The sequence below is a fragment of the Bacillus sp. FSL M8-0071 genome (genome assembly GCF_037975455.1).
GTDB classification, from domain to species: domain Bacteria; phylum Bacillota; class Bacilli; order Bacillales; family Bacillaceae; genus Bacillus; species Bacillus subtilis.
The window spans coordinates 3,030,164-3,050,167 of sequence record NZ_CP150256.1; the positions used below are offsets into that span (position 1 = coordinate 3,030,164).

15 protein-coding genes, 21 tRNA genes and 1 rRNA gene are annotated in these 20,004 nt (G+C 45.1%); 6 read left to right on the forward strand and 31 right to left on the reverse strand.

The window, feature by feature from the left end; all coding sequences use genetic code 11:
• Positions 1–54 precede the first annotated feature (54 nt).
• Positions 55–774 carry a yteA family sporulation protein gene (locus MKX71_RS15720; RefSeq protein ID WP_003229046.1) on the forward strand — a complete coding sequence of 240 codons (720 nt, stop codon included), beginning with the start codon at positions 55–57 and terminating at the stop codon, positions 772–774.
• Positions 775–782: 8 nt separating this feature from the next.
• Here the strand turns inward: MKX71_RS15720 and MKX71_RS15725 are convergent, their stop codons facing one another.
• Positions 783–1,601, reverse strand: a complete 819-nt coding sequence (locus MKX71_RS15725; RefSeq protein ID WP_003229044.1) for a UTP--glucose-1-phosphate uridylyltransferase — start codon at positions 1,599–1,601, stop codon at positions 783–785.
• A 171-nt stretch (positions 1,602–1,772) separates the two neighbouring features.
• Here MKX71_RS15725 and MKX71_RS15730 point away from each other — a divergent pair, with 171 nt between their 5' ends.
• Genes MKX71_RS15730 through MKX71_RS15740 form a run of 3 tightly spaced genes read left to right on the forward strand, consistent with a single transcriptional unit; the run spans position 1,773 to position 5,232 of the window.
• A complete protein-coding gene (locus MKX71_RS15730; protein WP_004398478.1) occupies positions 1,773–3,059 on the forward strand; it encodes a UDP-glucose/GDP-mannose dehydrogenase family protein in 1,287 nt (428 codons plus the stop codon).
• Positions 3,056–4,006, forward strand: a complete 951-nt coding sequence (locus tag MKX71_RS15735; protein ID WP_029318306.1) for an NAD-dependent epimerase/dehydratase family protein — start codon at positions 3,056–3,058, stop codon at positions 4,004–4,006. Before MKX71_RS15730 ends, MKX71_RS15735 begins: the two co-directional genes overlap by 4 nt.
• 2 nt (positions 4,007–4,008) lie before the next feature.
• Positions 4,009–5,232 (forward strand): glycosyltransferase family 4 protein, encoded by a 1,224-nt coding sequence (locus MKX71_RS15740; protein WP_033884540.1) that lies wholly within the window; start codon positions 4,009–4,011, stop codon positions 5,230–5,232.
• A 73-nt stretch (positions 5,233–5,305) separates the two neighbouring features.
• Here MKX71_RS15740 and MKX71_RS15745 read toward each other — a convergent pair whose 3' ends face one another.
• From MKX71_RS15745 to cotSA, 3 genes are read right to left on the reverse strand one after another with little or no spacing between them, the layout of a single operon-like run.
• Positions 5,306–5,737 carry a hypothetical protein gene (locus tag MKX71_RS15745; RefSeq protein ID WP_212059402.1) on the reverse strand — a complete coding sequence of 144 codons (432 nt, stop codon included), beginning with the start codon at positions 5,735–5,737 and terminating at the stop codon, positions 5,306–5,308.
• A 1-nt stretch (position 5,738) separates the two neighbouring features.
• Positions 5,739–6,794, reverse strand: coding sequence for a spore coat putative kinase CotS (gene cotS / locus MKX71_RS15750; protein WP_339231302.1), 1,056 nt, complete (start codon positions 6,792–6,794; stop codon positions 5,739–5,741).
• Between the two features lie 14 nt (positions 6,795–6,808).
• Positions 6,809–7,942 (reverse strand): spore coat protein CotSA, encoded by a 1,134-nt coding sequence (gene cotSA, locus MKX71_RS15755; protein WP_003229028.1) that lies wholly within the window; start codon positions 7,940–7,942, stop codon positions 6,809–6,811.
• Positions 7,943–8,131: 189 nt separating this feature from the next.
• On the opposite strand from cotSA, the gene cotI reads away from it, so the two are divergent.
• Both cotI and MKX71_RS15765 read left to right on the forward strand, forming a co-directional pair.
• The gene (gene cotI / locus MKX71_RS15760) at positions 8,132–9,205 is read left to right on the forward strand and encodes a spore coat kinase CotI (RefSeq protein ID WP_080265393.1); all 1,074 of its coding nucleotides are present in this window, start codon (positions 8,132–8,134) and stop codon (positions 9,203–9,205) included.
• Between the two features lie 79 nt (positions 9,206–9,284).
• Positions 9,285–9,752 carry a TspO/MBR family protein gene (locus MKX71_RS15765; protein ID WP_042977507.1) on the forward strand — a complete coding sequence of 156 codons (468 nt, stop codon included), beginning with the start codon at positions 9,285–9,287 and terminating at the stop codon, positions 9,750–9,752.
• A gap of 30 nt (positions 9,753–9,782) precedes the next feature.
• Here the strand turns inward: MKX71_RS15765 and glgP are convergent, their stop codons facing one another.
• From glgP to rrf, 27 genes are all read right to left on the reverse strand, one after another.
• On the reverse strand, positions 9,783–12,179 hold the full coding sequence (gene glgP, locus MKX71_RS15770; RefSeq protein WP_033884545.1) for a glycogen phosphorylase GlgP: 2,397 nt from the start codon (positions 12,177–12,179) through the stop codon (positions 9,783–9,785).
• The gene (glgA, locus tag MKX71_RS15775) at positions 12,166–13,620 is read right to left on the reverse strand and encodes a glycogen synthase GlgA (RefSeq protein ID WP_003246015.1); all 1,455 of its coding nucleotides are present in this window, start codon (positions 13,618–13,620) and stop codon (positions 12,166–12,168) included. Before glgA ends, glgP begins: the two co-directional genes overlap by 14 nt.
• A complete protein-coding gene (gene glgD, locus MKX71_RS15780) occupies positions 13,617–14,648 on the reverse strand; it encodes a glucose-1-phosphate adenylyltransferase subunit GlgD (RefSeq protein ID WP_339231303.1) in 1,032 nt (343 codons plus the stop codon). Before glgD ends, glgA begins: the two co-directional genes overlap by 4 nt.
• A gap of 23 nt (positions 14,649–14,671) precedes the next feature.
• On the reverse strand, positions 14,672–15,814 hold the full coding sequence (locus MKX71_RS15785) for a glucose-1-phosphate adenylyltransferase (protein WP_003229018.1): 1,143 nt from the start codon (positions 15,812–15,814) through the stop codon (positions 14,672–14,674).
• On the reverse strand, positions 15,811–17,694 hold the full coding sequence (gene glgB / locus MKX71_RS15790; RefSeq protein ID WP_210216127.1) for a 1,4-alpha-glucan branching enzyme: 1,884 nt from the start codon (positions 17,692–17,694) through the stop codon (positions 15,811–15,813). The genes MKX71_RS15785 and glgB overlap by 4 nt, the downstream gene beginning before the upstream one ends.
• Before the next feature lie 232 nt (positions 17,695–17,926).
• Positions 17,927–17,998: transfer RNA gene (locus MKX71_RS15795), tRNA-Glu, on the reverse strand.
• Positions 17,999–18,023: 25 nt separating this feature from the next.
• Positions 18,024–18,114: transfer RNA gene (locus MKX71_RS15800), tRNA-Ser, on the reverse strand.
• 3 nt (positions 18,115–18,117) lie between these two features.
• Positions 18,118–18,192 (reverse strand) — tRNA-Asn (locus MKX71_RS15805).
• A gap of 12 nt (positions 18,193–18,204) precedes the next feature.
• Positions 18,205–18,281: transfer RNA gene (locus MKX71_RS15810), tRNA-Ile, on the reverse strand.
• A 15-nt stretch (positions 18,282–18,296) separates the two neighbouring features.
• Positions 18,297–18,370 (reverse strand) — tRNA-Gly (locus tag MKX71_RS15815).
• Between the two features lie 10 nt (positions 18,371–18,380).
• A tRNA-His gene (locus MKX71_RS15820) sits at positions 18,381–18,456 on the reverse strand.
• A 17-nt stretch (positions 18,457–18,473) separates the two neighbouring features.
• Positions 18,474–18,549: transfer RNA gene (locus tag MKX71_RS15825), tRNA-Phe, on the reverse strand.
• A gap of 12 nt (positions 18,550–18,561) precedes the next feature.
• Positions 18,562–18,638 (reverse strand) — tRNA-Asp (locus MKX71_RS15830).
• Between the two features lie 11 nt (positions 18,639–18,649).
• Positions 18,650–18,726 (reverse strand) — tRNA-Met (locus MKX71_RS15835).
• A 17-nt stretch (positions 18,727–18,743) separates the two neighbouring features.
• Positions 18,744–18,836: transfer RNA gene (locus MKX71_RS15840), tRNA-Ser, on the reverse strand.
• Positions 18,837–18,842: 6 nt separating this feature from the next.
• A tRNA-Ile gene (locus MKX71_RS15845) sits at positions 18,843–18,919 on the reverse strand.
• Between the two features lie 2 nt (positions 18,920–18,921).
• Positions 18,922–18,998: transfer RNA gene (locus tag MKX71_RS15850), tRNA-Met, on the reverse strand.
• Positions 18,999–19,018: 20 nt separating this feature from the next.
• Positions 19,019–19,091 (reverse strand) — tRNA-Ala (locus MKX71_RS15855).
• A gap of 5 nt (positions 19,092–19,096) precedes the next feature.
• A tRNA-Pro gene (locus tag MKX71_RS15860) sits at positions 19,097–19,173 on the reverse strand.
• Positions 19,174–19,188: 15 nt separating this feature from the next.
• A tRNA-Arg gene (locus tag MKX71_RS15865) sits at positions 19,189–19,265 on the reverse strand.
• A gap of 9 nt (positions 19,266–19,274) precedes the next feature.
• Positions 19,275–19,360, reverse strand: a tRNA-Leu gene (locus MKX71_RS15870).
• Positions 19,361–19,374: 14 nt separating this feature from the next.
• Positions 19,375–19,449, reverse strand: a tRNA-Gly gene (locus MKX71_RS15875).
• A 5-nt stretch (positions 19,450–19,454) separates the two neighbouring features.
• Positions 19,455–19,541: transfer RNA gene (locus tag MKX71_RS15880), tRNA-Leu, on the reverse strand.
• A gap of 10 nt (positions 19,542–19,551) precedes the next feature.
• A tRNA-Lys gene (locus MKX71_RS15885) sits at positions 19,552–19,627 on the reverse strand.
• Positions 19,628–19,664: 37 nt separating this feature from the next.
• Positions 19,665–19,740: transfer RNA gene (locus MKX71_RS15890), tRNA-Thr, on the reverse strand.
• Positions 19,741–19,772: 32 nt separating this feature from the next.
• Positions 19,773–19,848: transfer RNA gene (locus tag MKX71_RS15895), tRNA-Val, on the reverse strand.
• Positions 19,849–19,870: 22 nt separating this feature from the next.
• A 5S ribosomal RNA gene (gene rrf / locus MKX71_RS15900) occupies positions 19,871–19,986 on the reverse strand.
• Between the last annotated feature and the right edge of the window lie 18 nt (positions 19,987–20,004).

Below are 20,004 nucleotides of genomic sequence, written 5' to 3' on the forward strand. Positions count from 1 at the left end.
CAGGCGATCTGTTCATACTAAAGGTATGCATCACAGAGAAACGAGGCGATCACATTGCTTACGAAAGAACAGCTTCAGCATTTAAAAAATGAACTGGAACAAACGAAAAAAGATATCTTAAACCGTTTCAAAGACAATGATCATTTTCAGCTTAACTCAGCCTTTCCTTATGATTCGTGGGGTGAGCTTTCGGCATACGACAACCATCCCGGCGATCAGGCGACAGAACTTTACGAGCGTGAGAAAGACATCGCTCTAGACTTGCATGAGAGAGAGCACCTTCGGGACATTGAGCATTCATTGAAGGCGATAGAAAACGGTACGTATGGCATTTGTGAAGTCAGCGGAAAGGAAATCCCTTTCGAACGACTTGAAGCGCTTCCGACTGCCACAACCCTCGCGGAGTATTCGTCACAGGACGTGGTTTCCAAAGACCGTCCGATTGAAGAAGAAACACCATTCGGGCAATTTGAATTTGATGATGATGAAGAAATCAGAGCGCCATATGACAGTGAGGATTCCTATCAGGATGTCGAAAAATATGGGAACTCACAAACGCCGCAGGATATGGAAAACCCTCCGCTCAGCTATGATGATATGACGATGAATGCCGAAGAGAATATCGGCAATACGGAGTCTTACGAAAATTTCATCGCTACAGATATCACTGGGAAAGAAATTACCGTTTATCAAAGCAGAGCCCATGAGCGCTATGAAGAAGAACTTGACGAAGAGGGAATCATGACCACATTCGGCGATCTCCACGCTGATTGAACCCCCGATTATTGGGGGTTCTTTTCCGTTTTCAGCATATCGTAAATCAGCTTCAGATAATCCTTTTGCAGGCCGATGTCATACCGCTCGCCCTCTAGCAATTTCCCGTATACGGTACATGCCCCGAGCGAAGCTTTTATCGCATCCGTTACCTGCACTTCTCCTCCGCTGTCAGCTTCTAATGCCTCCAGCTCATTAAAAATATCCGGTGTGAAAATATAACGCCCTGCTGCTGCAAAATGAGACGGAGGGTTTTGTTTAGGCTTTTCCACAATATCCTGTATGCGATAAAGCCCTTTTTCAACAGGCTCCCCTTTTATCACCCCGTAATGATGTAAATCCTCCGTTTTTGTTTCTTTTAAGCCGATTACACTGGACTGATATTTCGTATATGCTTCAATCAGCTGCCCCAAAGCCGGCTGATTGGCGGAAAAAATCAGATCATCTGGCAAAACGACGGCAAAAGGCTCTCCGCCTGCAAATTGCTTTCCGAAAGAAATGGCGTCGCCAAGACCCTTTGCATAAGGCTGCCGCACATAGTGAATCCGTATATCCGGAATGGGATGCTCTCTAAGTAAATGCAGTTTATTCTTAGAGGCCAAAAAAGCCTCAAGTGCCAAAGAGGAATCAAAATAGTCGACAATCAGATTTTTATGGCTCGATACAACCATCAAAATGTCCTCAATGCCTGACTCCTTTAATTCTTCAACAAGATAATGAATCACAGGCTTAGATCCTACCGGAAACATTTCTTTCGGAATCACCTTCGTCACCGGCAGATTTCTCGTGCCGAATCCGCCTGCAGGAATGATTGCTTTTTTTATCATGGTATTTTCCCCTCAGCTCATGTTTATTACATGATATTCCAAGAGCGCATCCCGATGTTTGTACATCTGAAATTAGGCGGAAGCAACTGGGCAGAAAGCGGAATCACGAACCAGCCCTTTTTTAATAGGATATTGATATATGACCAGTAATCTTGTAAAGGAGCTCAGGTGATGAAAATTTGTGTGGTTGGCGCCGGGTATGTCGGTTTAACCCTATCAGCGGCACTGGCATCCATCGGACATGACATGATATGCACAGACAAAGACGTCAAAAAAATCGGGCAGCTGAAAAAAGGAGTCATTCCCTTTTACGAGCCTGGGCTTTCAGATGCAATACTTCGTTGCGGCAATCTCTCGTTTTCTTCTGAAGTGAAATCGAGCATGGAGGAATGTCCCGTTATTTTTATCGCAGTCGGAACTCCGCCGCGTTCGGACGGATCAGCTGATACGAAAGCCCTGCAGTCCGTCATCGGTGATTTAAGCGAGGCGATCCGATCGTATAAAACCATTATTACGAAAAGCACTGTTCCGCCCGGGACAAATGAAAACATAGCAAAACAGCTGATTGCCTCCGGAGTGTCTAAAAACCTCTTTAATATCGTATCCAATCCGGAGTTTCTGCGGGAAGGCAATGCCTTATATGACATGCTGCATCCTGACAAAACAGTCATCGGTGTTCAGGAAGAAGATCACGTATCGGCAGCCATCGTCAAATCCATTTACAAACACATTGATACCCCTTTTATCGTTACAAGCTTAGCGGGAGCAGAGCTGATCAAATATGCCAACAATTTCTTTTTAGCGGCCAAAATTTCGTTTATTAACGAAATGGCCCGCATATGTGAAGCCTATCAATCAGATATCTCAGATATTTCCCGCGCTATCGGTCTAGACCCAAGGATCGGGAAGCACTTTTTGCAGGCAGGCATCGGATACGGAGGCTCTTGTTTTCCAAAGGATCTGCAGGCGCTGCAATTTGCTGCCCAGGAAAAAAACACGGAGACCTTCCTGCTCCGGGCCGTGCAGCACATTAATGACACCCAGCTTGGCCTGTATATCAAAAAAATACAGTCATTCTTCGAAACACTTCAAGGCAAGAAAGCGGCTGTACTCGGCATTTCCTTCAAACCGAATACTGATGACATCCGGAATTCTCAGGCTGTCAGACTGATGGAAAGGCTGGCGGAGCTGGGATGTGATGTTCATGCATATGATCCTGAAGCTGTACTTCCAGAACATTTGCGGCAACATGTAACTCAGCATTCTCAAGCTTTTGATGCGATCGAAGAGAGTGACTTTTTATTTTTGGCGACAGAATGGTCTGAGTTTTTAGCGTTTGATTGGAAAAAGGCTGCAGATATCATGAAAGGGCGTCTTGTGATTGACGGACGCAACGTACTAAAAAAAGAACTGATCGAGGCTTGCGGCCTGATCTGTACGGGAGTTGGCCGTCCATGAAAATACTCGTCACAGGAGCAGCTGGCTTTATCGGCTCCCACCTCTGCGAAGAATTACTAAAAGATAAGAAACATAACGTTATCGGAATCGATGACTTTATCGGTCCTACTCCATTTTCCTTGAAATTAAAAAACCTTAAAAACCTGCTGCCGGAAAAGCGATTTACGTTCATAAAGGAAAATCTGCTGACAGCCGATCTTGCTCCCTTACTGGAAGGAGTGGACGTCATCTTTCATTTGGCGGCCATACCGGGTGTCCGCTCAAGCTGGGGCAATCATTTTCACCCATATGCCGCACATAATATCCAAGCGCTCCAAAGGCTCCTCGAGGCGTGCCGGGAACATTCTATTCAAACGTTCGTCTTTGCATCCACCTCTTCCGTCTATGGCGAAAAACAAGGAAAAGTCAGCGAAAACACGTCGCTTTCTCCTTTATCTCCGTACGGGGTAACAAAGCTTACGGGAGAAAAGCTTTGCCATGTGTATAAACAGAGCTTTGGCATTCCAATTGTGATTCTCCGTTTTTTTACCGTATACGGGCCAAGACAGCGGCCGGATATGGCTTTTCACCGGCTCATTAAGCAGCACCTTCAGCAAAAGCCGCTTACCATCTTCGGTGATGGGCAGCAGTCAAGAGATTTCACTTATATCAGCGACTGTGTCAAAGGCATCACCGCTGTTCTTGGGAAACCCCACCTTATTGGTGAAACAGTAAATATCGGCGGCGCAGAGCGTGCCTCAGTCTTAAAAGTTGTCTCCCTCATTGAGGATATTTCCGGGAGAAAAGCAACACTGCACTTTTCGGACAAAATAGCAGGGGAACCGAGCAACACGTGGGCGGATATTTCAAAAGCAAAACAGCTCTTGCATTATGATCCCGCCACATCCTTAAAGGATGGCTTGACCAACGAAATCGCCTATTTATCGTCGCTGTATCAGGGGGAATAAAAATGAAGCTTGCCTTTATCTGTACAGAAAAGCTGCCGGCGCCCGCAGTACGCGGCGGCGCTATTCAAATGATGATTGACGGTGTCACGCCCTATTTCAGCAGCAGGTACGACCTGACCATTTTTTCAATAGAAGATCCAGCGCTTCCAAAAAGAGAAACAAAAGACGGCGTACATTATATCCATCTGCCAAAAGAACATTACCGCGAGGCGGTAGCCGAAGAGCTGCGAGCCTCTTCCTTTGACCTCATTCATGTGTTCAACAGGCCTTTAAATGTCTCTTTATATAAAAAAGCCTCACCAAACAGCAAGATCGTTCTGAGCCTGCATAACGAAATGTTTTCTGAAAAAAAGATGACCTTCGCGCAAGGAAAAGAAGTACTCGACAATGTCTCCATGATCACAACTGTGAGCGAATTTATTAAACAAACCGTCATTGAACGTTTCCCTGAAGCCGAGGACATCACAAAAGTTGTGTATTCCGGCGTTGATTTAAACTCTTATCCGCCCGTCTGGACGATGAAAGGCTCGGCTGTCAGAAAAACATACCGGAAAAAATACGGTATTGAAGATAAAAAAGTTATTTTATTCGCCGGCCGCTTAAGCCCAACAAAAGGACCTCACCTTCTCATTCACAGCATGAGAAGGATTTTGCAGCAGCACCCTGATGCTGTATTGGTCATAGCAGGCGGGAAGTGGTTCAGCGATGACAGCCAAAACCAATATGTAACCTATCTGCGCACGCTGGCGCTGCCATACAGAGACCACATAATCTTTACAAAATTCATTCCCGCAGACGACATCCCAAACCTTTTTCTGATGGCAGATGTATTTGTGTGCAGCTCTCAGTGGAACGAACCCCTCGCCCGTGTGAATTATGAAGCAATGGCGGCCGGCACGCCCTTAATTACCACAAATCGGGGCGGAAACGGTGAAGTCGTAAAAGACGAAGTCACCGGCCTTGTCATCGACAGATACAACAAACCTTCTTCATTTGCAAAAGCAATTGACAGAGCCTTTACAGATCAAGAATTAATGAGCAAAATGACAAAAAACGCCCGACAGCATGTAGAAGCTTTATTTACCTTTACCCATGCGGCCAAAAGGCTCAATACTGTTTACCAATCCGTTCTCACTCCGAAAAACAAACAATTTCCGCCGCCTTTTCTGACGCAAAATTTTGATTTATCATCTATCAATCAGCTTTTTGTGAAAGCAAAAACATAAAACCTACAGCTCGTGTTGCAAAACGGGCTGTTTTTTCGCTGCAGAGAACTTAAAAAAAGGCATAAATGTGACTTTATGCCTTGCGCTTTACAGTTTGAGAAAACCATGGAGCTGGTTTAGATTCACTTGGAAGAATGATGATTTCCACTTTAGCTTCTTCCGCTAAGTCTGGTTCTTCATCTTCATCCTCTTCTTCATATGGGGGCGCTGAGCGTTTCGAATCACGCTCCTCCTCAGGCTCCAGAGTGGTTTCGAATTTCGTTTCTTCTTCATCATCGACGATTTTGTGATCTGTTTCCTTTTCCTTCGTTTCTTCTTGATATTCTTTCGGTGCATTGATGTGAGGGAGCTCTCGAATGCTGCCCACATCTAAATGCTTCTCCTCTTCTTCCTTCTCAGCTGAGGTTGAGTCATGAGCCTGCCATCCCATCGGTCCAGGCGGTGTAAATACGAATTGGTCGAGATCCAGTTTAGAAATAGAGGCTTTTTGTCTCGATGACCTCATGTCAATTCGCCTCCCGATAGGCTTTTATCTTTTTATACAGTTCCGGCAGTTTATCCAAAAACGAATCTTTAGATTCTTCAACAGAAATCATGTTTTGCAGCGCCCAGTTATATTTCTCATCTGACCACGTTTTCTTTTGCTTCAAATAATATTTGTGCCCGATTGCACAGAACAAATGCGGAAACGCGAGATCAATCCAAAGTACCTCGTACTGTTTTTCTGTGAGCGGATACACTGCGTCGTAGGACGCAAGCAGTGCAACCATGAAATCAGTATCCCATACAGAAAGCTTAACCATCACTTTATTCAGCAGAATACGAAGGTCTCTTGACGGCAAATCGTAGGTAATCGAGTGAAGCTCCTTTAAAAAAGGCTCCCCTTCGATCTCAGTCAAACGTGCCAATGTAAAATCCTGAAAACAGAATCCGCCATGCTCGAGCGTCTCTTTTGTCCAGGTTTCGTATTCTGAGTCATCAAGCGCTCTGAGAGCTTCTTTTCCTCTTGCCAGCATTTTATCAGCATGTTTTAAGAAAGTTTGCGAAAATACGTCATCAGGATAGGATGCTGCGATCTGCATATTCCCTTCAAGTTCCTGCAGCTTCCAACGGTACAATTTGTGCCATTTTCCCAGCCTGCTTCTCTTCTTGCTTTCATCTGTGCAAACATATCCTTTTGAGGCATGATGAAAATGGCCGGCAAATGACATGACTTTTTTCATTTGCTCTGCATCATAGTAAATCATTTCTTTTCCTGTCACTTTGTCATATAAGCTGTAAGAAACCTGATCCGTGCCCAAGCAGCTACCGCCATTTTTTGTTTGATGAATCGGCGCTATCGGCAGCCCTTTCTCTTGTAAATGGGCGTGTGCCTGAGTGATAAAAAGCATCCGCTCCGGTTTCATTTGCGCTTCTTTTAGCAGCTTTGGGACATGATCAGTTTCGACTTCCCAGATTTTGCGCCCGCTTTTGTTCGATTTCAGCGCCACATGGTCGATATGAAACGGATAATAACTGAGAATTTCGGACACAATCTGTTCTTCATGCTCTTTTTGGTACACTCTGTTCACCCCTTCTATCTGTTCTTTTCATAGACGCTGAGCAGATTTTCAGCCACCCTCTGCCAGCCAAAATTGCTTTCTGCCTCACGGCGGCTGTATTTTCCAAGCCGTTCCCGCTTTTCCGAGCTGCTCAGCAAATCATTGATACGTTCGGCATATTGTTTAGGATTTTCAAAGTCATGAATGATGTAGCCGTTTTTCCCTTCCTCTATGACCTCTGGATTGCCTCCCCGATTGCTTGTAATAATAGGAAGTCCCGCAGCCATCGCTTCATAATGCACCCTTGCTAAAGGCTCCTGCCATTGTGAAGAGCATACAAATACATCTGACATGGTATAAAGGCGCGGAATGTCCTTTGGCTTCACAAATTGAATAAATGTGACATGATCCTTTTGCATCGCACCAAGGGTATGAAGATGTTTGACATAGTTATTTAATTCATTATCTCCGAACCATTTTGACCCGATAAACACCATCATGACATCGGGGTGCTCCTCAATGATGTCCGGCAAAGCCTGCAATAATATGTGCGGGCCTTTGACTTTGCTAAGCCGGCCGACAAACAAGACGATTTTTTTGCCGTGAAGCCCCAGCTCGCTTCGCATCTCTTCGCGAGCCCGCTGCCCTTCATTCGTCCAGCGAGGGTGGTACGTTTTTAAATCCACACCGGAATACACCGTTTTTGTTTTTGATCGTGCTGACGGAAAACGGCTTGTGATCGTCTGTCCGATATAATCGCTGACCGTAACAATCTGCGCTACGGAGTCGATGCAAATCTCGCCTTCCGCCTGGCTGATTTTATCGTAAGCGAACATTTCATTGTGAACGCTCAAAATAAAAACAGCATCCGGCGCCTGTTTCTTCAATTTCGGAACCCAGCTTGGGCGATTACAAACATGCACAAGATCAAAACGGCTCTTTTTCAGCTCTGCTCCAACGGCTTCTTCATAACGGTCTTCATCCAAATGCACATAATGGACACCGTCTACCTTCTCTCTATCAGCGAGATTCGGATCTTTAATAGAAAACACAGTCACCTCATGTTTTTTGGCAATTAAAGGGGCAACCGCTTCTAGGTAGATTTGAATGGCGCCTCCTCGAACCGATGGGACAGGAAGCTTCTCTGTGGCGATCAGTGCTATTTTCATACATAGCCTCCATTCCTGCATGATTTTTAACTAGTTAGAATCATGATACGGCTGAACAACCAACTTGTGCGGAATGGGACTGCCCTAAAAACAAAACGGGTAAACAACCAGATTCATCTATTAAATATAGTCAAATAACTCAATCATTTTTTCCTTTTGATTCATAAGGTAGGAGTAAAACAGGTAAGGATGTGTCCTTTAATGGCAGAAAACCATGAAGTCATTGAGGAGGGGAATTCATCAGAGCTTCCTTTATCAGCAGAAGATGCAAAAAAATTAACGGAGCTGGCTGAAAATGTGCTTCAAGGATGGGATGTGCAGGCTGAAAAAATAGACGTCATTCAGGGAAACCAGATGGCGCTTGTCTGGAAGGTCCACACAGACTCCGGCGCGGTTTGTCTAAAACGAATACACAGGCCAGAAAAGAAAGCGTTGTTTTCCATTTTCGCGCAGGACTATTTAGCAAAAAAAGGCATGAATGTTCCTGGCATACTCCCAAACAAAAAAGGCAGCCTATATTCCAAGCACGGCTCATTTCTATTTGTCGTATATGACTGGATCGAAGGAAGGCCGTTTGAGCTGACTGTAAAGCAGGACTTGGAGTTTATCATGAAAGGCCTTGCTGATTTTCATACAGCTTCCGTCGGATATCAGCCGCCAAATGGCGTTCCCGTATTTACCAAATTAGGTCGCTGGCCGAATCACTACACGAAACGATGCAAACAGATGGAAACGTGGAAGCTGATGGCGGAGGCGGAAAAAGAAGATCCTTTCTCACAGCTTTATCTTCAGGAGATAGATGGCTTTATTGAAGACGGGCTGCGCATCAAAGACCGGCTTTTGCAGTCGACCTATGTTCCATGGACTGAACAGCTGAAAAAAAGCCCTAACCTTTGCCACCAGGATTACGGAACCGGAAATACACTCTTAGGGGAAAATGAACAGATTTGGGTCATTGACTTAGATACCGTTTCATTTGATCTGCCTATTCGCGATTTGCGCAAAATGATTATTCCGCTTTTGGATACGACGGGCGTTTGGGATGAAGAAACATTTAATGTCATGCTGAACGCATACGAATCCAGAGCCCCATTAACTGAAGAACAAAAACAAGTCATGTTTATTGATATGCTGTTTCCTTACGAGCTTTACGATGTCATTCGCGAAAAATACGTCCGCAAGTCTGCTTTACCGAAGGAAGAATTAGAATCAGCTTTTGAATATGAACGCATTAAAGCAAACGCATTGCGGCAGCTTATTTAAGACCATCATTTCCCCCGCATATCGGGGGTTTGATCTTTATAAGATAAAGGGTAATTAAATACATGCGGAGGTTGCAAATATGAAAAAGATTGTCGGCGCTTTAGCCGTTTTTGTGATTACATATGCGCTGTTTTCAGCCGCAGGCTACCTGTTTCCTGTGGACCAAGAATGGTACAATTCATTGAAAAAACCGGACTGGACGCCAAGCGGAACTGCGATCGGCATCATTTGGGCCATCCTGTTTGCCATGATCTCCCTTTCAGCAGCCATTGTATATGCTGCGTTTTCATTTAAAGGTGCGAAAAGCTTTTGGTTTACACTTTTGATAAATTACGTGCTCAATCAAGCCTTCAGCTATTTCCAATTTACGCAAAAAAATCTGCTGGCTGCATCGCTTGACTGCCTGCTTGTCGCCATCACAGCAATCATATTACTGATCATTGCCAAAAAATACAGCAGAGCCGCAAGCTATCTTCTTTTGCCTTATTTTTTATGGAGTGCATTTGCAACGTTCTTATCCTTTACAATCAATTCAATGAATCTGTGAACAAAAAAAGCCGCTTATACAGCGGCTTTTTCACATCATCGGCTTGATGCCCCAAATGTCCTTCGCATATTCCCGGATCGTGCGGTCGCTGGAGAAATATCCAGAATGAGCAATGTTTACAATCGAACGCTCAGACCATTTCCTTCGCTCCCGATAATCAGCTTGAATTCGCTCCTGTGCATCTGCATATGAGCTGAAATCCTTCAGCACAAAATACTCATCATTATGCGGAAGCAGCGAGTCAAAGATCGATTCAAATTCATCTGCCTCTCCTTCAAAAAAACCATTGATCAACTGATCCGCTACCTGCCTGATTCTTCTGTCATGCTGATAATATTCCCTCGATCTATAGCCGCCGTTTTCCTGATACGATAGAACTTCATCCGCCTTTAAGCCGAACGTGTAAATACAATCAGGGCCCACCCGCTCAAGGATCTCGATATTTGCGCCGTCATGCGTGCCGATCGTCAAAGCCCCGTTCATCATAAACTTCATATTCCCTGTACCAGACGCTTCCTTGCTTGCGGTTGAAATTTGCTCACTTACGTCTGATGCCGGAAAAATTCGCTCAGCCATAGAAACTCTATAATTTTCTAAAAAAACAACTTTGATCAGCTGTTTGACTGCCGGATCATAATTGACTTTTTCTGCGACAGAATGGATCAGCTTAATGATTTTCTTGGCATAATAATAGCTTGGTGAAGCCTTTGCCCCGAAAATAAAGGTTTGCGGGTAGATTGAAAACCCGGCGTCCTCCTTGAGGCGGTTATACAAATACATAATGTGAAGAACATTCAGCAGCTGCCGTTTATATGCATGAAGCCGTTTCACCTGTACGTCGAATATGCTGTCAGGGTTCACAACCACCCCGGCCGTGCAAAAAATCAAATCGGCAAGCTCTTGTTTTTTCTTGCTTTTGTTGTTTTGAAACTGTTCAATAAATGCAGGATCAGTGGCGTACGGTTCTAAACGGATCAGTGATTCCGGCTGTTTGACCCATTCATCGCCGATCGCCTCTGTAATGATGGCAGACAAGCCTGGATTCGCTTTTAACAGCCAGCGCCTGTGGGCAATTCCATTCGTCTTATTGTTAAAACGATTCGGAAACAGCAAGTGAAAGTCGCGCATCTCCCTTTCCATTAATATATCGGAATGTATTTTTGCAACGCCATTTACACTGTAACTGCCTACTATGGCCAGATGAGCCATTTTGACAACACCATGCGCTGTAATCGCCATGTCCTCTATCCTTTTCCAGTCTCCCGGATACTTTTCCCAAACTGCGCGGCAAAACCTCTCATTGATCTCTTCAATAATCATGTACATTCGCGGGAGCAGCGGCTTAAACAAATGAATCGGCCATTTCTCGAGCGCTTCTGACAATGTTGTATGATTTGTATAAGAAATCGTATGTACAGTGATATGCCAAGCTTCTTCCCAGCTCATGTTCTCTTCATCGAGCAAAATCCGCATCAGCTCAGGCACCGCAAGCGCAGGGTGAGTGTCATTAATATGAATGCTCACTTTTTTATGCAGGCCGGATAAAGATTTATGTGTTTTTCGGTAATTGTTCACAATGCTTTTTAAGCTTGCGCATACTAAAAAATACTGCTGCTTCAGCCGTAAAATTTTCCCCTCATCATGGGTGTCATCGGGATATAAGAATTCAGAAACCGCTTCTGTTTCTCGCTTATAAGACAAAATATTACCGCCGTGATAATGCGCATAGGGCTCAGCGTTCCAAAGCCTTAACGTGTTGACAGTGCCTGTTTCATAGCCGATAATCGGGATATCATAAGGAACAGCGGTAACAATTGTCGCTTGTTCGTGGCGAAAATGCAGGCGCCCGCTTTTTTCTGTCATATGGACTTCGCCCCAAAACGGCACGTCCACTGCTTGATCCGCATTCCTTACTTCCCATACGTTCCCGTTTTTCAGCCATTGCTCAGGCAGCTCCACCTGATGCCCGTCTACAATTTTTTGCTCAAACAAACCATGCTTATAACGTATGCCCATGCCGTGCCCAGGCAGGTTCAACGAAGCAAGCGAATCTAAAAAGCAAGCGGCCAAGCGCCCAAGTCCGCCATTGCCGAGACCTGCATCGTTCTCTATCTGAAGGATCTCCTCTAAATTGATGCCGATTTCCTTTAAACCAGCTTCTACAACATCACGAACACCAAGATTCATTAAGTTTTGCTCAAGTAGCTGACCGAGCAGAAATTCGATTGATAAATAATATGTCTGCTTCCCGGAATTTGATCTGCTTTTTTCATTCGTCTCGATCCAATCAGCGCTGATATACTCTCTGACCATATTGCCCAACGTTTTATATTGATCCAGCTTGGCAGAATCTTTAAAGCTTTTTCCGCACGTCATTTCCAGACGCTTTAAAAATAAGTCTGCAAAGCGTTCTTTACTCGAGAACATCCCGTCCACTCCTTGTCACCTGCTCGAAAATACGCTGATACTCTTTAGCCGACTTCCCCCAGCTGTAATCTGCATTCATAGCGGTCTTCACGATGCTCTTCCATACATCCTGTTGGCAATAAAACGACAGCGCCCTTTCTATCGTAAATTTCAGATCATGCGCATTAAAGGCGGAAAACGTAAAGCCATTGCCCGTTCCCTCTTCCTCCTGATAGGCACGGACAGTGTCGTAAAGACCGCCCGTTTCCCTGACAATCGGAATGGCGCCATATTGAAGCGCAATGAGCTGCCCCAAACCGCACGGCTCAAATTTCGACGGCATCAAAAACATATCAGAGCCCGCATAAATTTGATGGGCTAGCGGCTCATCAAACCCGATATAAGCCCGGCACTTCTCATGAAAAGCAAATTCTGCATACCGGAAATAATCTTCAAATTCACGTTCTCCTGTGCCTAGCACAACCAGCTGTATGTCTTGCTCCTCAAGAAGTTCGTGCATAATTCTGCGGACAAGATCAAGCCCCTTTTGTTTAGTGAGCCTTGTCACCATACTGATCAGCGGAATATCGTTTTTCTCTGGAAGCCCCATCCGCTGCTGAAGCTTCGTTTTGTTTTCCAGCTTGCATGCAAGATCCCCTGAATCGTATTGCGCCTCTATATAAGGGTCGCTTTTCGGCTGATAGAACGTATCATCAATGCCATTTAATATGCCGGTTACATCATCTTCCCTATATTGCAAAACCTGTTCCAACTGCTCACCATAATACGGCGTCATGATTTCATTTCTGTAAGTGGGGCTCACAGTTGTCACATGATCAGCCGCAATGATGCCCGCTTTCATAAAATTAACAAATCCGTTGCATTCTAACCTTTCATAATGAAAATGATCCATCTCAAGACCCAGCAAGTCATGTGTGACATCAGGAGGGAATATGCCTTGAAACTGCAGGTTGTGGATCGTGAGCACGCTTTTCATCCGTTCATAAAAAGGATGTTTTCTGTACTCCTCTTTCAGCAAATAATTGACCATCGCTGTATGCCAATCGTGAGTATGAACAATATCGGCTTGAACATTCACAACTTTGGCAGCCTCCAGCACAGCTCTTGAAAAAAAGGCAAACCGCTCACCGTCATCATAATGCCCGTACAACGAATCCCTGTTGAAATAGTACTCATTGTCGATGAAGTAATAATTCACATCATTCTCTGCCATATGTTCAATTCCGCAATATTGCTGCCGCCAGCCGACAGCTACGGTACACTCAGCCTGTTTTTTCATACGCTTTTTCCACGGTTCAGGTATTTGGCTGTACTTCGGCAGCATCACAGCTACCTCATTGCCTAATCGCGCAAGCGCCTTTGGCAGAGCACCTGCTACATCGGCAAGACCTCCTGATTTCACAAATGGGGTGCATTCTGACACAGCAAATAATATCTTCAAGAATTCATCAGCTCTCCTTGCACCAAACCTTTTCTTAATACAAGCGGCTGCTCAGCTGTTCCTACAGCTTCCGTCGCCTTGCCGATTTTAACATCCTTATCCGAAATGACCTGCTCAAGAAGACAATCCTCTCCAATCTGCGTTTTTTGCATAATAATACAGTTTTTCAGCTTCGTACCCTTTCCGACATGAACCGCCCTGAACAAAATGCAGTTTTCAACCTCTCCTTCAAGCACACAGCCGTTTGCCACCAAAGAATTTTTGACAGTGCTGTGCTTTCCGTATTTCGTAGGCGGCTCATCCTTCACTTTTGTATAGATCGGCTGCTGCGGCAAAAACACCTGCTGCCAAAAACGAGGCTGAATGAGCTCCATACTGTGGGTATAATATTTTTCCACCGAATCAATGACAGCGGCATAACCTGAATATTCATAAGGGCAAATGGTCAGGGCGGAAGATTCCTTTTCAACAGCCTCCTGAATGGTTTTATAGCCTTTTTCGCTATGTCCGTAGATCAGATCCTTTAAAAGCGTTGTTGACATGATATAGATTTGCAGCGACTGGCCGTCCTGAAATACCTCGGTGACGTCGCAGCCAACCTCCTGATGGCGTTTCAGCACATATTGAAATTGAATGTTGCATACGGTATGGCTGTTGGAGATAACAGCATATTGCTGCGTGCTTCTGTGGAAGTAATCTAGATGGTCCGAAAACTGGCGAAAGGAACCGAATTCATCGTATTCGTGATGAAGATGGGGAGACGGGAAAAAAAAGAGGCCGTCCTTTTTCCGGTGCAAATCCCATTCCTTACCCGCCCCAAGGTGATCCATGAGCGAACGGTAACGATACTTCGGAAAAATTGCAACACTCCTAATATCCGCATTCACCATGTTGGAAAGCATAAAATCAATCAGTCGGTACCTGCCGACAAAAGGGATCGCCCCGAGCGACCGCTTTGCTGTTAAATCCTGAAGAGAATGCTTATATGTGGTTTCATCTATAACACCTAACATTTGATTATTGAACACTGACTCTGCCCCCTCTTCAGTAATTAAATCAATTCTTTTTCTACAAATTCCTCTGAAACGAGCAGCACCTCTTCAATGTCTTTTTCGGAGCGAATCACTGCGCCATCCGGCAGCACCATCCCATTAGGAACAATGGCATTTTCAATGACTACATGCTCCCCAATCGTCACATCCGGCATTATGACGGATGATGTAACAGTCGTATGCTTACCAACAGTCACACCTTGAAAAAGAACGGAGTGAGACACATTTCCATATACAACACAACCTTCGTTCACAAGCGAATCTTGAACCTGCGCATCAGATGAAATAAATTGCGGAGGCTGATTTGGATTGACGGAGTAAATTTTCCATTTGCGTTCAAACAGCTTCAGCTCCGAGTCCTCTTTTAACAAATCCATATTGGCTTCCCACAAGCTCTGCACCGTTCCGACATCCTTCCAATATCCCTTGAACGGATAAGCAGAAAGCTTCTTTTTCTCTTCCAAAAGCAGAGGAATAATGTCTTTGCCGAAGTCGTGGCTAGAATAAGGGTTTTGATCGTCCATCTCAAGATACTGTTTCAAAAGCGGCCAATTGAATATATAAATTCCCATTGAGGCAAGATTGCTCTTAGGGAATTTGGGCTTTTCATCAAAATGTGTGATCGTCCCATCTGGATTGGCCTTCATGATGCCGAACCGGCTTGCTTCCTCCCAGCCCACTTCGATGACAGAGATGGTCACATCTGCTTTCTTTTCAATGTGATAATCAAGCATTTTGCCGTAGTCCATCTTGTATATGTGATCTCCTGATAAAATCAGTACATACTCAGGATCATACTGATTCAAATAATTGAGATTTTCATAAATGGCGCTTGCCGTCCCTTTATACCATTTGACTTCTGATGACTCGGCATAAGGGGGTAAAACCGTCACGCCTCCATTATATCTATCCAGGTCCCATGCACTGCCGATCCCAATATAGGAATTCAGCTCAAGCGGCTGATATTGCGTTAAAATCCCGACTGTGTCTATGCCTGAATTAGAACAGTTGCTTAGGGTAAAATCAATAATCCTGTATTTTCCCCCGAAAGATACAGCCGGTTTGGCCATATTTTTTGTTAATCCGCTGAGACGGCTGCCCTTCCCGCCGGCAAGGAGCATGGCTACACATTGTTTTTTCATCTTTTTATCTCTCCTCTTTTTTTAACCGCCCGTAAAATCGAGATGCCGTAAGGGGGGATGGTCATCGTGATATAACACGGTTTATGATGAAGTGCTCCCTTTTTAGCCGATAACGGCTTTTTGTTGATTTGCCCTGAGCCTCCATATGTTTCACTGTCACTGTTAAGCACTTCAATGTATTGAGTAAAAAAAGGAACTCCAACATCATATTGATGATAGACCACGGGTGTAAAATTACAAATGATGACAAGCGCCTCACCGTGCTTTTTGCCATAACGAATAAAAGAAAAGATTGATTGTTCGTCATTATGGACATCAATCCATTCAAACGATTGTGCACGATGGTCATGCTCATAAAGGATTTTGCTTTTTTGGTAAAAGCGGAGAAGATCTTGCGTAAAAACGCTGGCTTTCTGATGCATGGGGAAGGAGTCCAAAAACCAATCAAGCTGTTCTGTATCTTTCCATTCATCAAATTGAGCAAACTCTGATCCCATAAAGATCAATTTCTTTCCGGGATGCACTGTCATATAGCCCAGCAAAAGCCGATACTGGGCAAATTTCTGCCAGTAGTCGCCAGGCATTTTATTGAGAAGTGATTTTTTTCCGTATACGACTTCATCATGAGAAAACGGCAATACAAAATGTTCACTAAACGCATATAGTAATGAAAAAGAGATAAGCTGATGACAATGCCGCCTTTCTTCGGGCGGCGTCTCCATGTATTTCAGTACGTCATTCATCCATCCCATATTCCATTTATAATGAAAACCAAGCCCCCCTTCCTCAACGGCACCTGTCACTTGAGGCCATTCTGTAGAATCTTCTGCAATCATCATCACATGGGGATATGTCTCTCTCATGGTTTGATTGAGTTTTTTTAAAAAATCAACAGCATATGGATTCGTGTGGCGTTCATCCTGATTTGGCCAATACAGGATATTAGCCACTGCATCAACCCTAAATCCATCTATATGATAGAATTCCGCCCAGTACAACGCATTCGAAATTAAAAAACTATGAACTTCCGGTTTTCCCAGGTCAAAGTTTGCCGTGCCCCATAACCAGTTCTCCCGATCACGTTCTTCTTTGTATTCATAAAGCGGTTCTCCATCAAACATATAAAGGCCATGTGCATCTTTACAAAAATGTCCGGGGACCCAATCCAAAATGACTCCGATATTTTGTTGATGACATTCATCAACAAACTTCATCAGATCATGCGGCGTGCCAAACCTGCTTGTCGGGCTGTAATACCCCGTTCCTTGGTACCCCCATGAACGATCATATGGATGCTCATACACCGGAAGCAGTTCAATATGGGTAAACCCATGCTCCTTGATATAAGGGATAAGCGTCTGACTTATTTCTTTATAGGAATAATGCCTGCCATCAGAATGTTTCTTCCAAGACCCAAGATGCAGTTCATAAATGAAAACAGGTTTTTCATACAGCGTCTTAGCCTTCTGTTTCTTTTGCCATTTTTGATCTTGCCAGCTATACCCTTCCAAATTGTAAGTAAGTGACGCTGTGTTTGGTCTGACTTCTGAATAAATAGCGTATGGATCTGCCTTCAGCCTGATCTCACCGTTATTCGTCACGATTTCATATTTATATCGTTCCTTTTCTCCTATACCTGGAATAAATAACGTCCAAATGCCATTATCATTCACTCTGTGCATCACATGCTCTTCTCCAGACCAGCTGTTAAAATCTCCAGCCACTCGTACTTCCGACGCATGAGGCGCCCACACACAGAATTCATATCCGCTTTTGCCATTCAGCTCGCGGTAATGCGAGCCAAACAGCTGATAGCTTTTAAACAGACTGCCTTCGTGAAAAAGATAAACATCATGTGCTGTCGGGCTGGCAGCGGCCATGTAATCATCCTTTCTGACATCATAGTTTTCATTTATAGTATTTATTCGAAGAAATAAAAAAAAGCCCTTTCCTGAAAGCGCTTATACTTATAGACAATTAACTTCATTTTCTGAAGAAAAACGAAATATATGGAGATTTTTGTAGTCTGTTTTTAAAATAAAGAACAAAATCTAAGACATATCATGATTTATAAAAACAAAAAAACCTTGCAGGATATGCAAGGCTTCTGGATGACCCGTACGGGATTCGAACCCGTGTTACCGCCGTGAAAGGGCGGTGTCTTAACCGCTTGACCAACGGGCCGATAATTATGATATCTGTAATCATATGGCGGAGAAGGAGGGATTTGAACCCTCGCGCCGCTTACACGACCTACACCCTTAGCAGGGGCGCCTCTTCAGCCACTTGAGTACTTCTCCATTTGGCTCCACAGGCAGGATTCGAACCTGCGACCGATCGGTTAACAGCCGATAGCTCTACCACTGAGCTACTGTGGAATACAAAAGTCATGGTGGGCCTGAATGGACTCGAACCATCGACCTCACGCTTATCAGGCGTGCGCTCTAACCAGCTGAGCTACAGGCCCATGACGATATAGAAATGGAGCGGGTGATGGGAATCGAACCCACGACATCAGCTTGGAAGGCTGAGGTTTTACCACTAAACTACACCCGCAATTTTTATTTGGGGCGATTGATGGGAATCGAACCCACGAATGCCAGAGCCACAATCTGGTGCGTTAACCACTTCGCCACAACCGCCAAAATATATTGATAAATGGTGGCTCGGGACGGAATCGAACCGCCGACACACGGATTTTCAGTCCGTTGCTCTACCAACTGAGCTACCGAGCCTAAGTAATTAAATGGCGGTCCGGACGGGACTCGAACCCGCGACCTCCTGCGTGACAGGCAGGCATTCTAACCAACTGAACTACCGGACCATTTTAAAATTTGGTTGCGGGGGCAGGATTTGAACCTGCGACCTTCGGGTTATGAGCCCGACGAGCTACCGAACTGCTCCACCCCGCGATGATTAGGAATATGTATGGCGGAGGAAGAGGGATTCGAACCCCCGCGGGCTTTGACACCCCTGTCGGTTTTCAAGACCGATCCCTTCAGCCAGACTTGGGTATTCCTCCGTATAGTGGTGGACCTTGTAGGACTCGAACCTACGACCGGACGGTTATGAGCCGTCTGCTCTAACCAACTGAGCTAAAGGTCCATTGGTAGCGGCGGAGGGGATCGAACCCCCGACCTCACGGGTATGAACCGTACGCTCTAGCCAGCTGAGCTACACCGCCAAATATTTTTAGAAATCAAGTGGAGCCTAGCGGGATCGAACCGCTGACCTCCTGCGTGCAAAGCAGGCGCTCTCCCAGCTGAGCTAAGGCCCCAAGAATGGTCGGGAAGACAGGATTCGAACCTGCGACCCCATGGTCCCAAACCATGTGCTCTACCAAGCTGAGCTACTTCCCGATTTCATATAGATCATGGCGCGCCCGAGAGGAGTCGAACCCCTAACCTTTTGATCCGTAGTCAAACGCTCTATCCAATTGAGCTACGGGCGCAAAACTTAATGCCGAGGGCCGGACTTGAACCGGCACGGTAGTCACCTACCGCAGGATTTTAAGTCCTGTGTGTCTGCCAATTCCACCACCCCGGCGTGGATGGTATAGTTGGAGCGGAAGACGGGATTCGAACCCGCGACCCCCACCTTGGCAAGGTGGTGTTCTACCACTGAACTACTTCCGCAGAAATGGTGCGGATGAAGGGACTTGAACCCCCACGTCTGTAAAGACACTAGAGCCTGATTCTAGCGCGTCTGCCAATTCCGCCACATCCGCAACATGTAAATGGTGAGCCATGAAGGACTCGAACCTTCGACCCTCTGATTAAAAGTCAGATGCTCTACCAACTGAGCTAATGGCTCTTCTTACAAGAGACTTGAATATTATATCATATAAAAGTGGTGCCGGCAAGAGGACTTGAACCCCCAACCTACTGATTACAAGTCAGTTGCTCTACCAATTGAGCTACACCGGCATATATGTAAAACCGATATGTATAATGAAAAATGGTGGAGGATGACGGGCTCGAACCGCCGACCCTCTGCTTGTAAGGCAGATGCTCTCCCAGCTGAGCTAATCCTCCATACTTGCACTAACGTGCAATTGCTTGGCGGCGTCCTACTCTCACAGGGGGAAACCCCCGACTACCATCGGCGCTGAAGAGCTTAACTTCCGTGTTCGGTATGGGAACGGGTGTGACCTCTTCGCTATCGCCACCAAACAAATTGAGAGTGTTCTC

Bases quoted from the DNA above. Each gene is read 5' to 3' on its own strand.
- cotSA (WP_003229028.1), bottom strand. From the start codon at position 7,942: ATGAAAATAGCACTGATCGCCACAGAGAAGCTTCCTGTCCCATCGGTT.
- glgP (WP_033884545.1), bottom strand. From the start codon at position 12,179: ATGTTCTCGAGTAAAGAACGCTTTGCAGACTTATTTTTAAAGCGTCTG.
- MKX71_RS15725 (WP_003229044.1), bottom strand. From the start codon at position 1,601: ATGATAAAAAAAGCAATCATTCCTGCAGGCGGATTCGGCACGAGAAAT.
- cotI (WP_080265393.1), top strand. From the start codon at position 8,132: ATGTGTCCTTTAATGGCAGAAAACCATGAAGTCATTGAGGAGGGGAAT.
- MKX71_RS15730 (WP_004398478.1), top strand. From the start codon at position 1,773: ATGAAAATTTGTGTGGTTGGCGCCGGGTATGTCGGTTTAACCCTATCA.
- glgB (WP_210216127.1), bottom strand. From the start codon at position 17,694: ATGGCCGCTGCCAGCCCGACAGCACATGATGTTTATCTTTTTCACGAA.
- MKX71_RS15740 (WP_033884540.1), top strand. From the start codon at position 4,009: ATGAAGCTTGCCTTTATCTGTACAGAAAAGCTGCCGGCGCCCGCAGTA.
- MKX71_RS15765 (WP_042977507.1), top strand. From the start codon at position 9,285: ATGAAAAAGATTGTCGGCGCTTTAGCCGTTTTTGTGATTACATATGCG.
- MKX71_RS15785 (WP_003229018.1), bottom strand. From the start codon at position 15,814: ATGAAAAAACAATGTGTAGCCATGCTCCTTGCCGGCGGGAAGGGCAGC.
- MKX71_RS15745 (WP_212059402.1), bottom strand. From the start codon at position 5,737: ATGAGGTCATCGAGACAAAAAGCCTCTATTTCTAAACTGGATCTCGAC.
- MKX71_RS15735 (WP_029318306.1), top strand. From the start codon at position 3,056: ATGAAAATACTCGTCACAGGAGCAGCTGGCTTTATCGGCTCCCACCTC.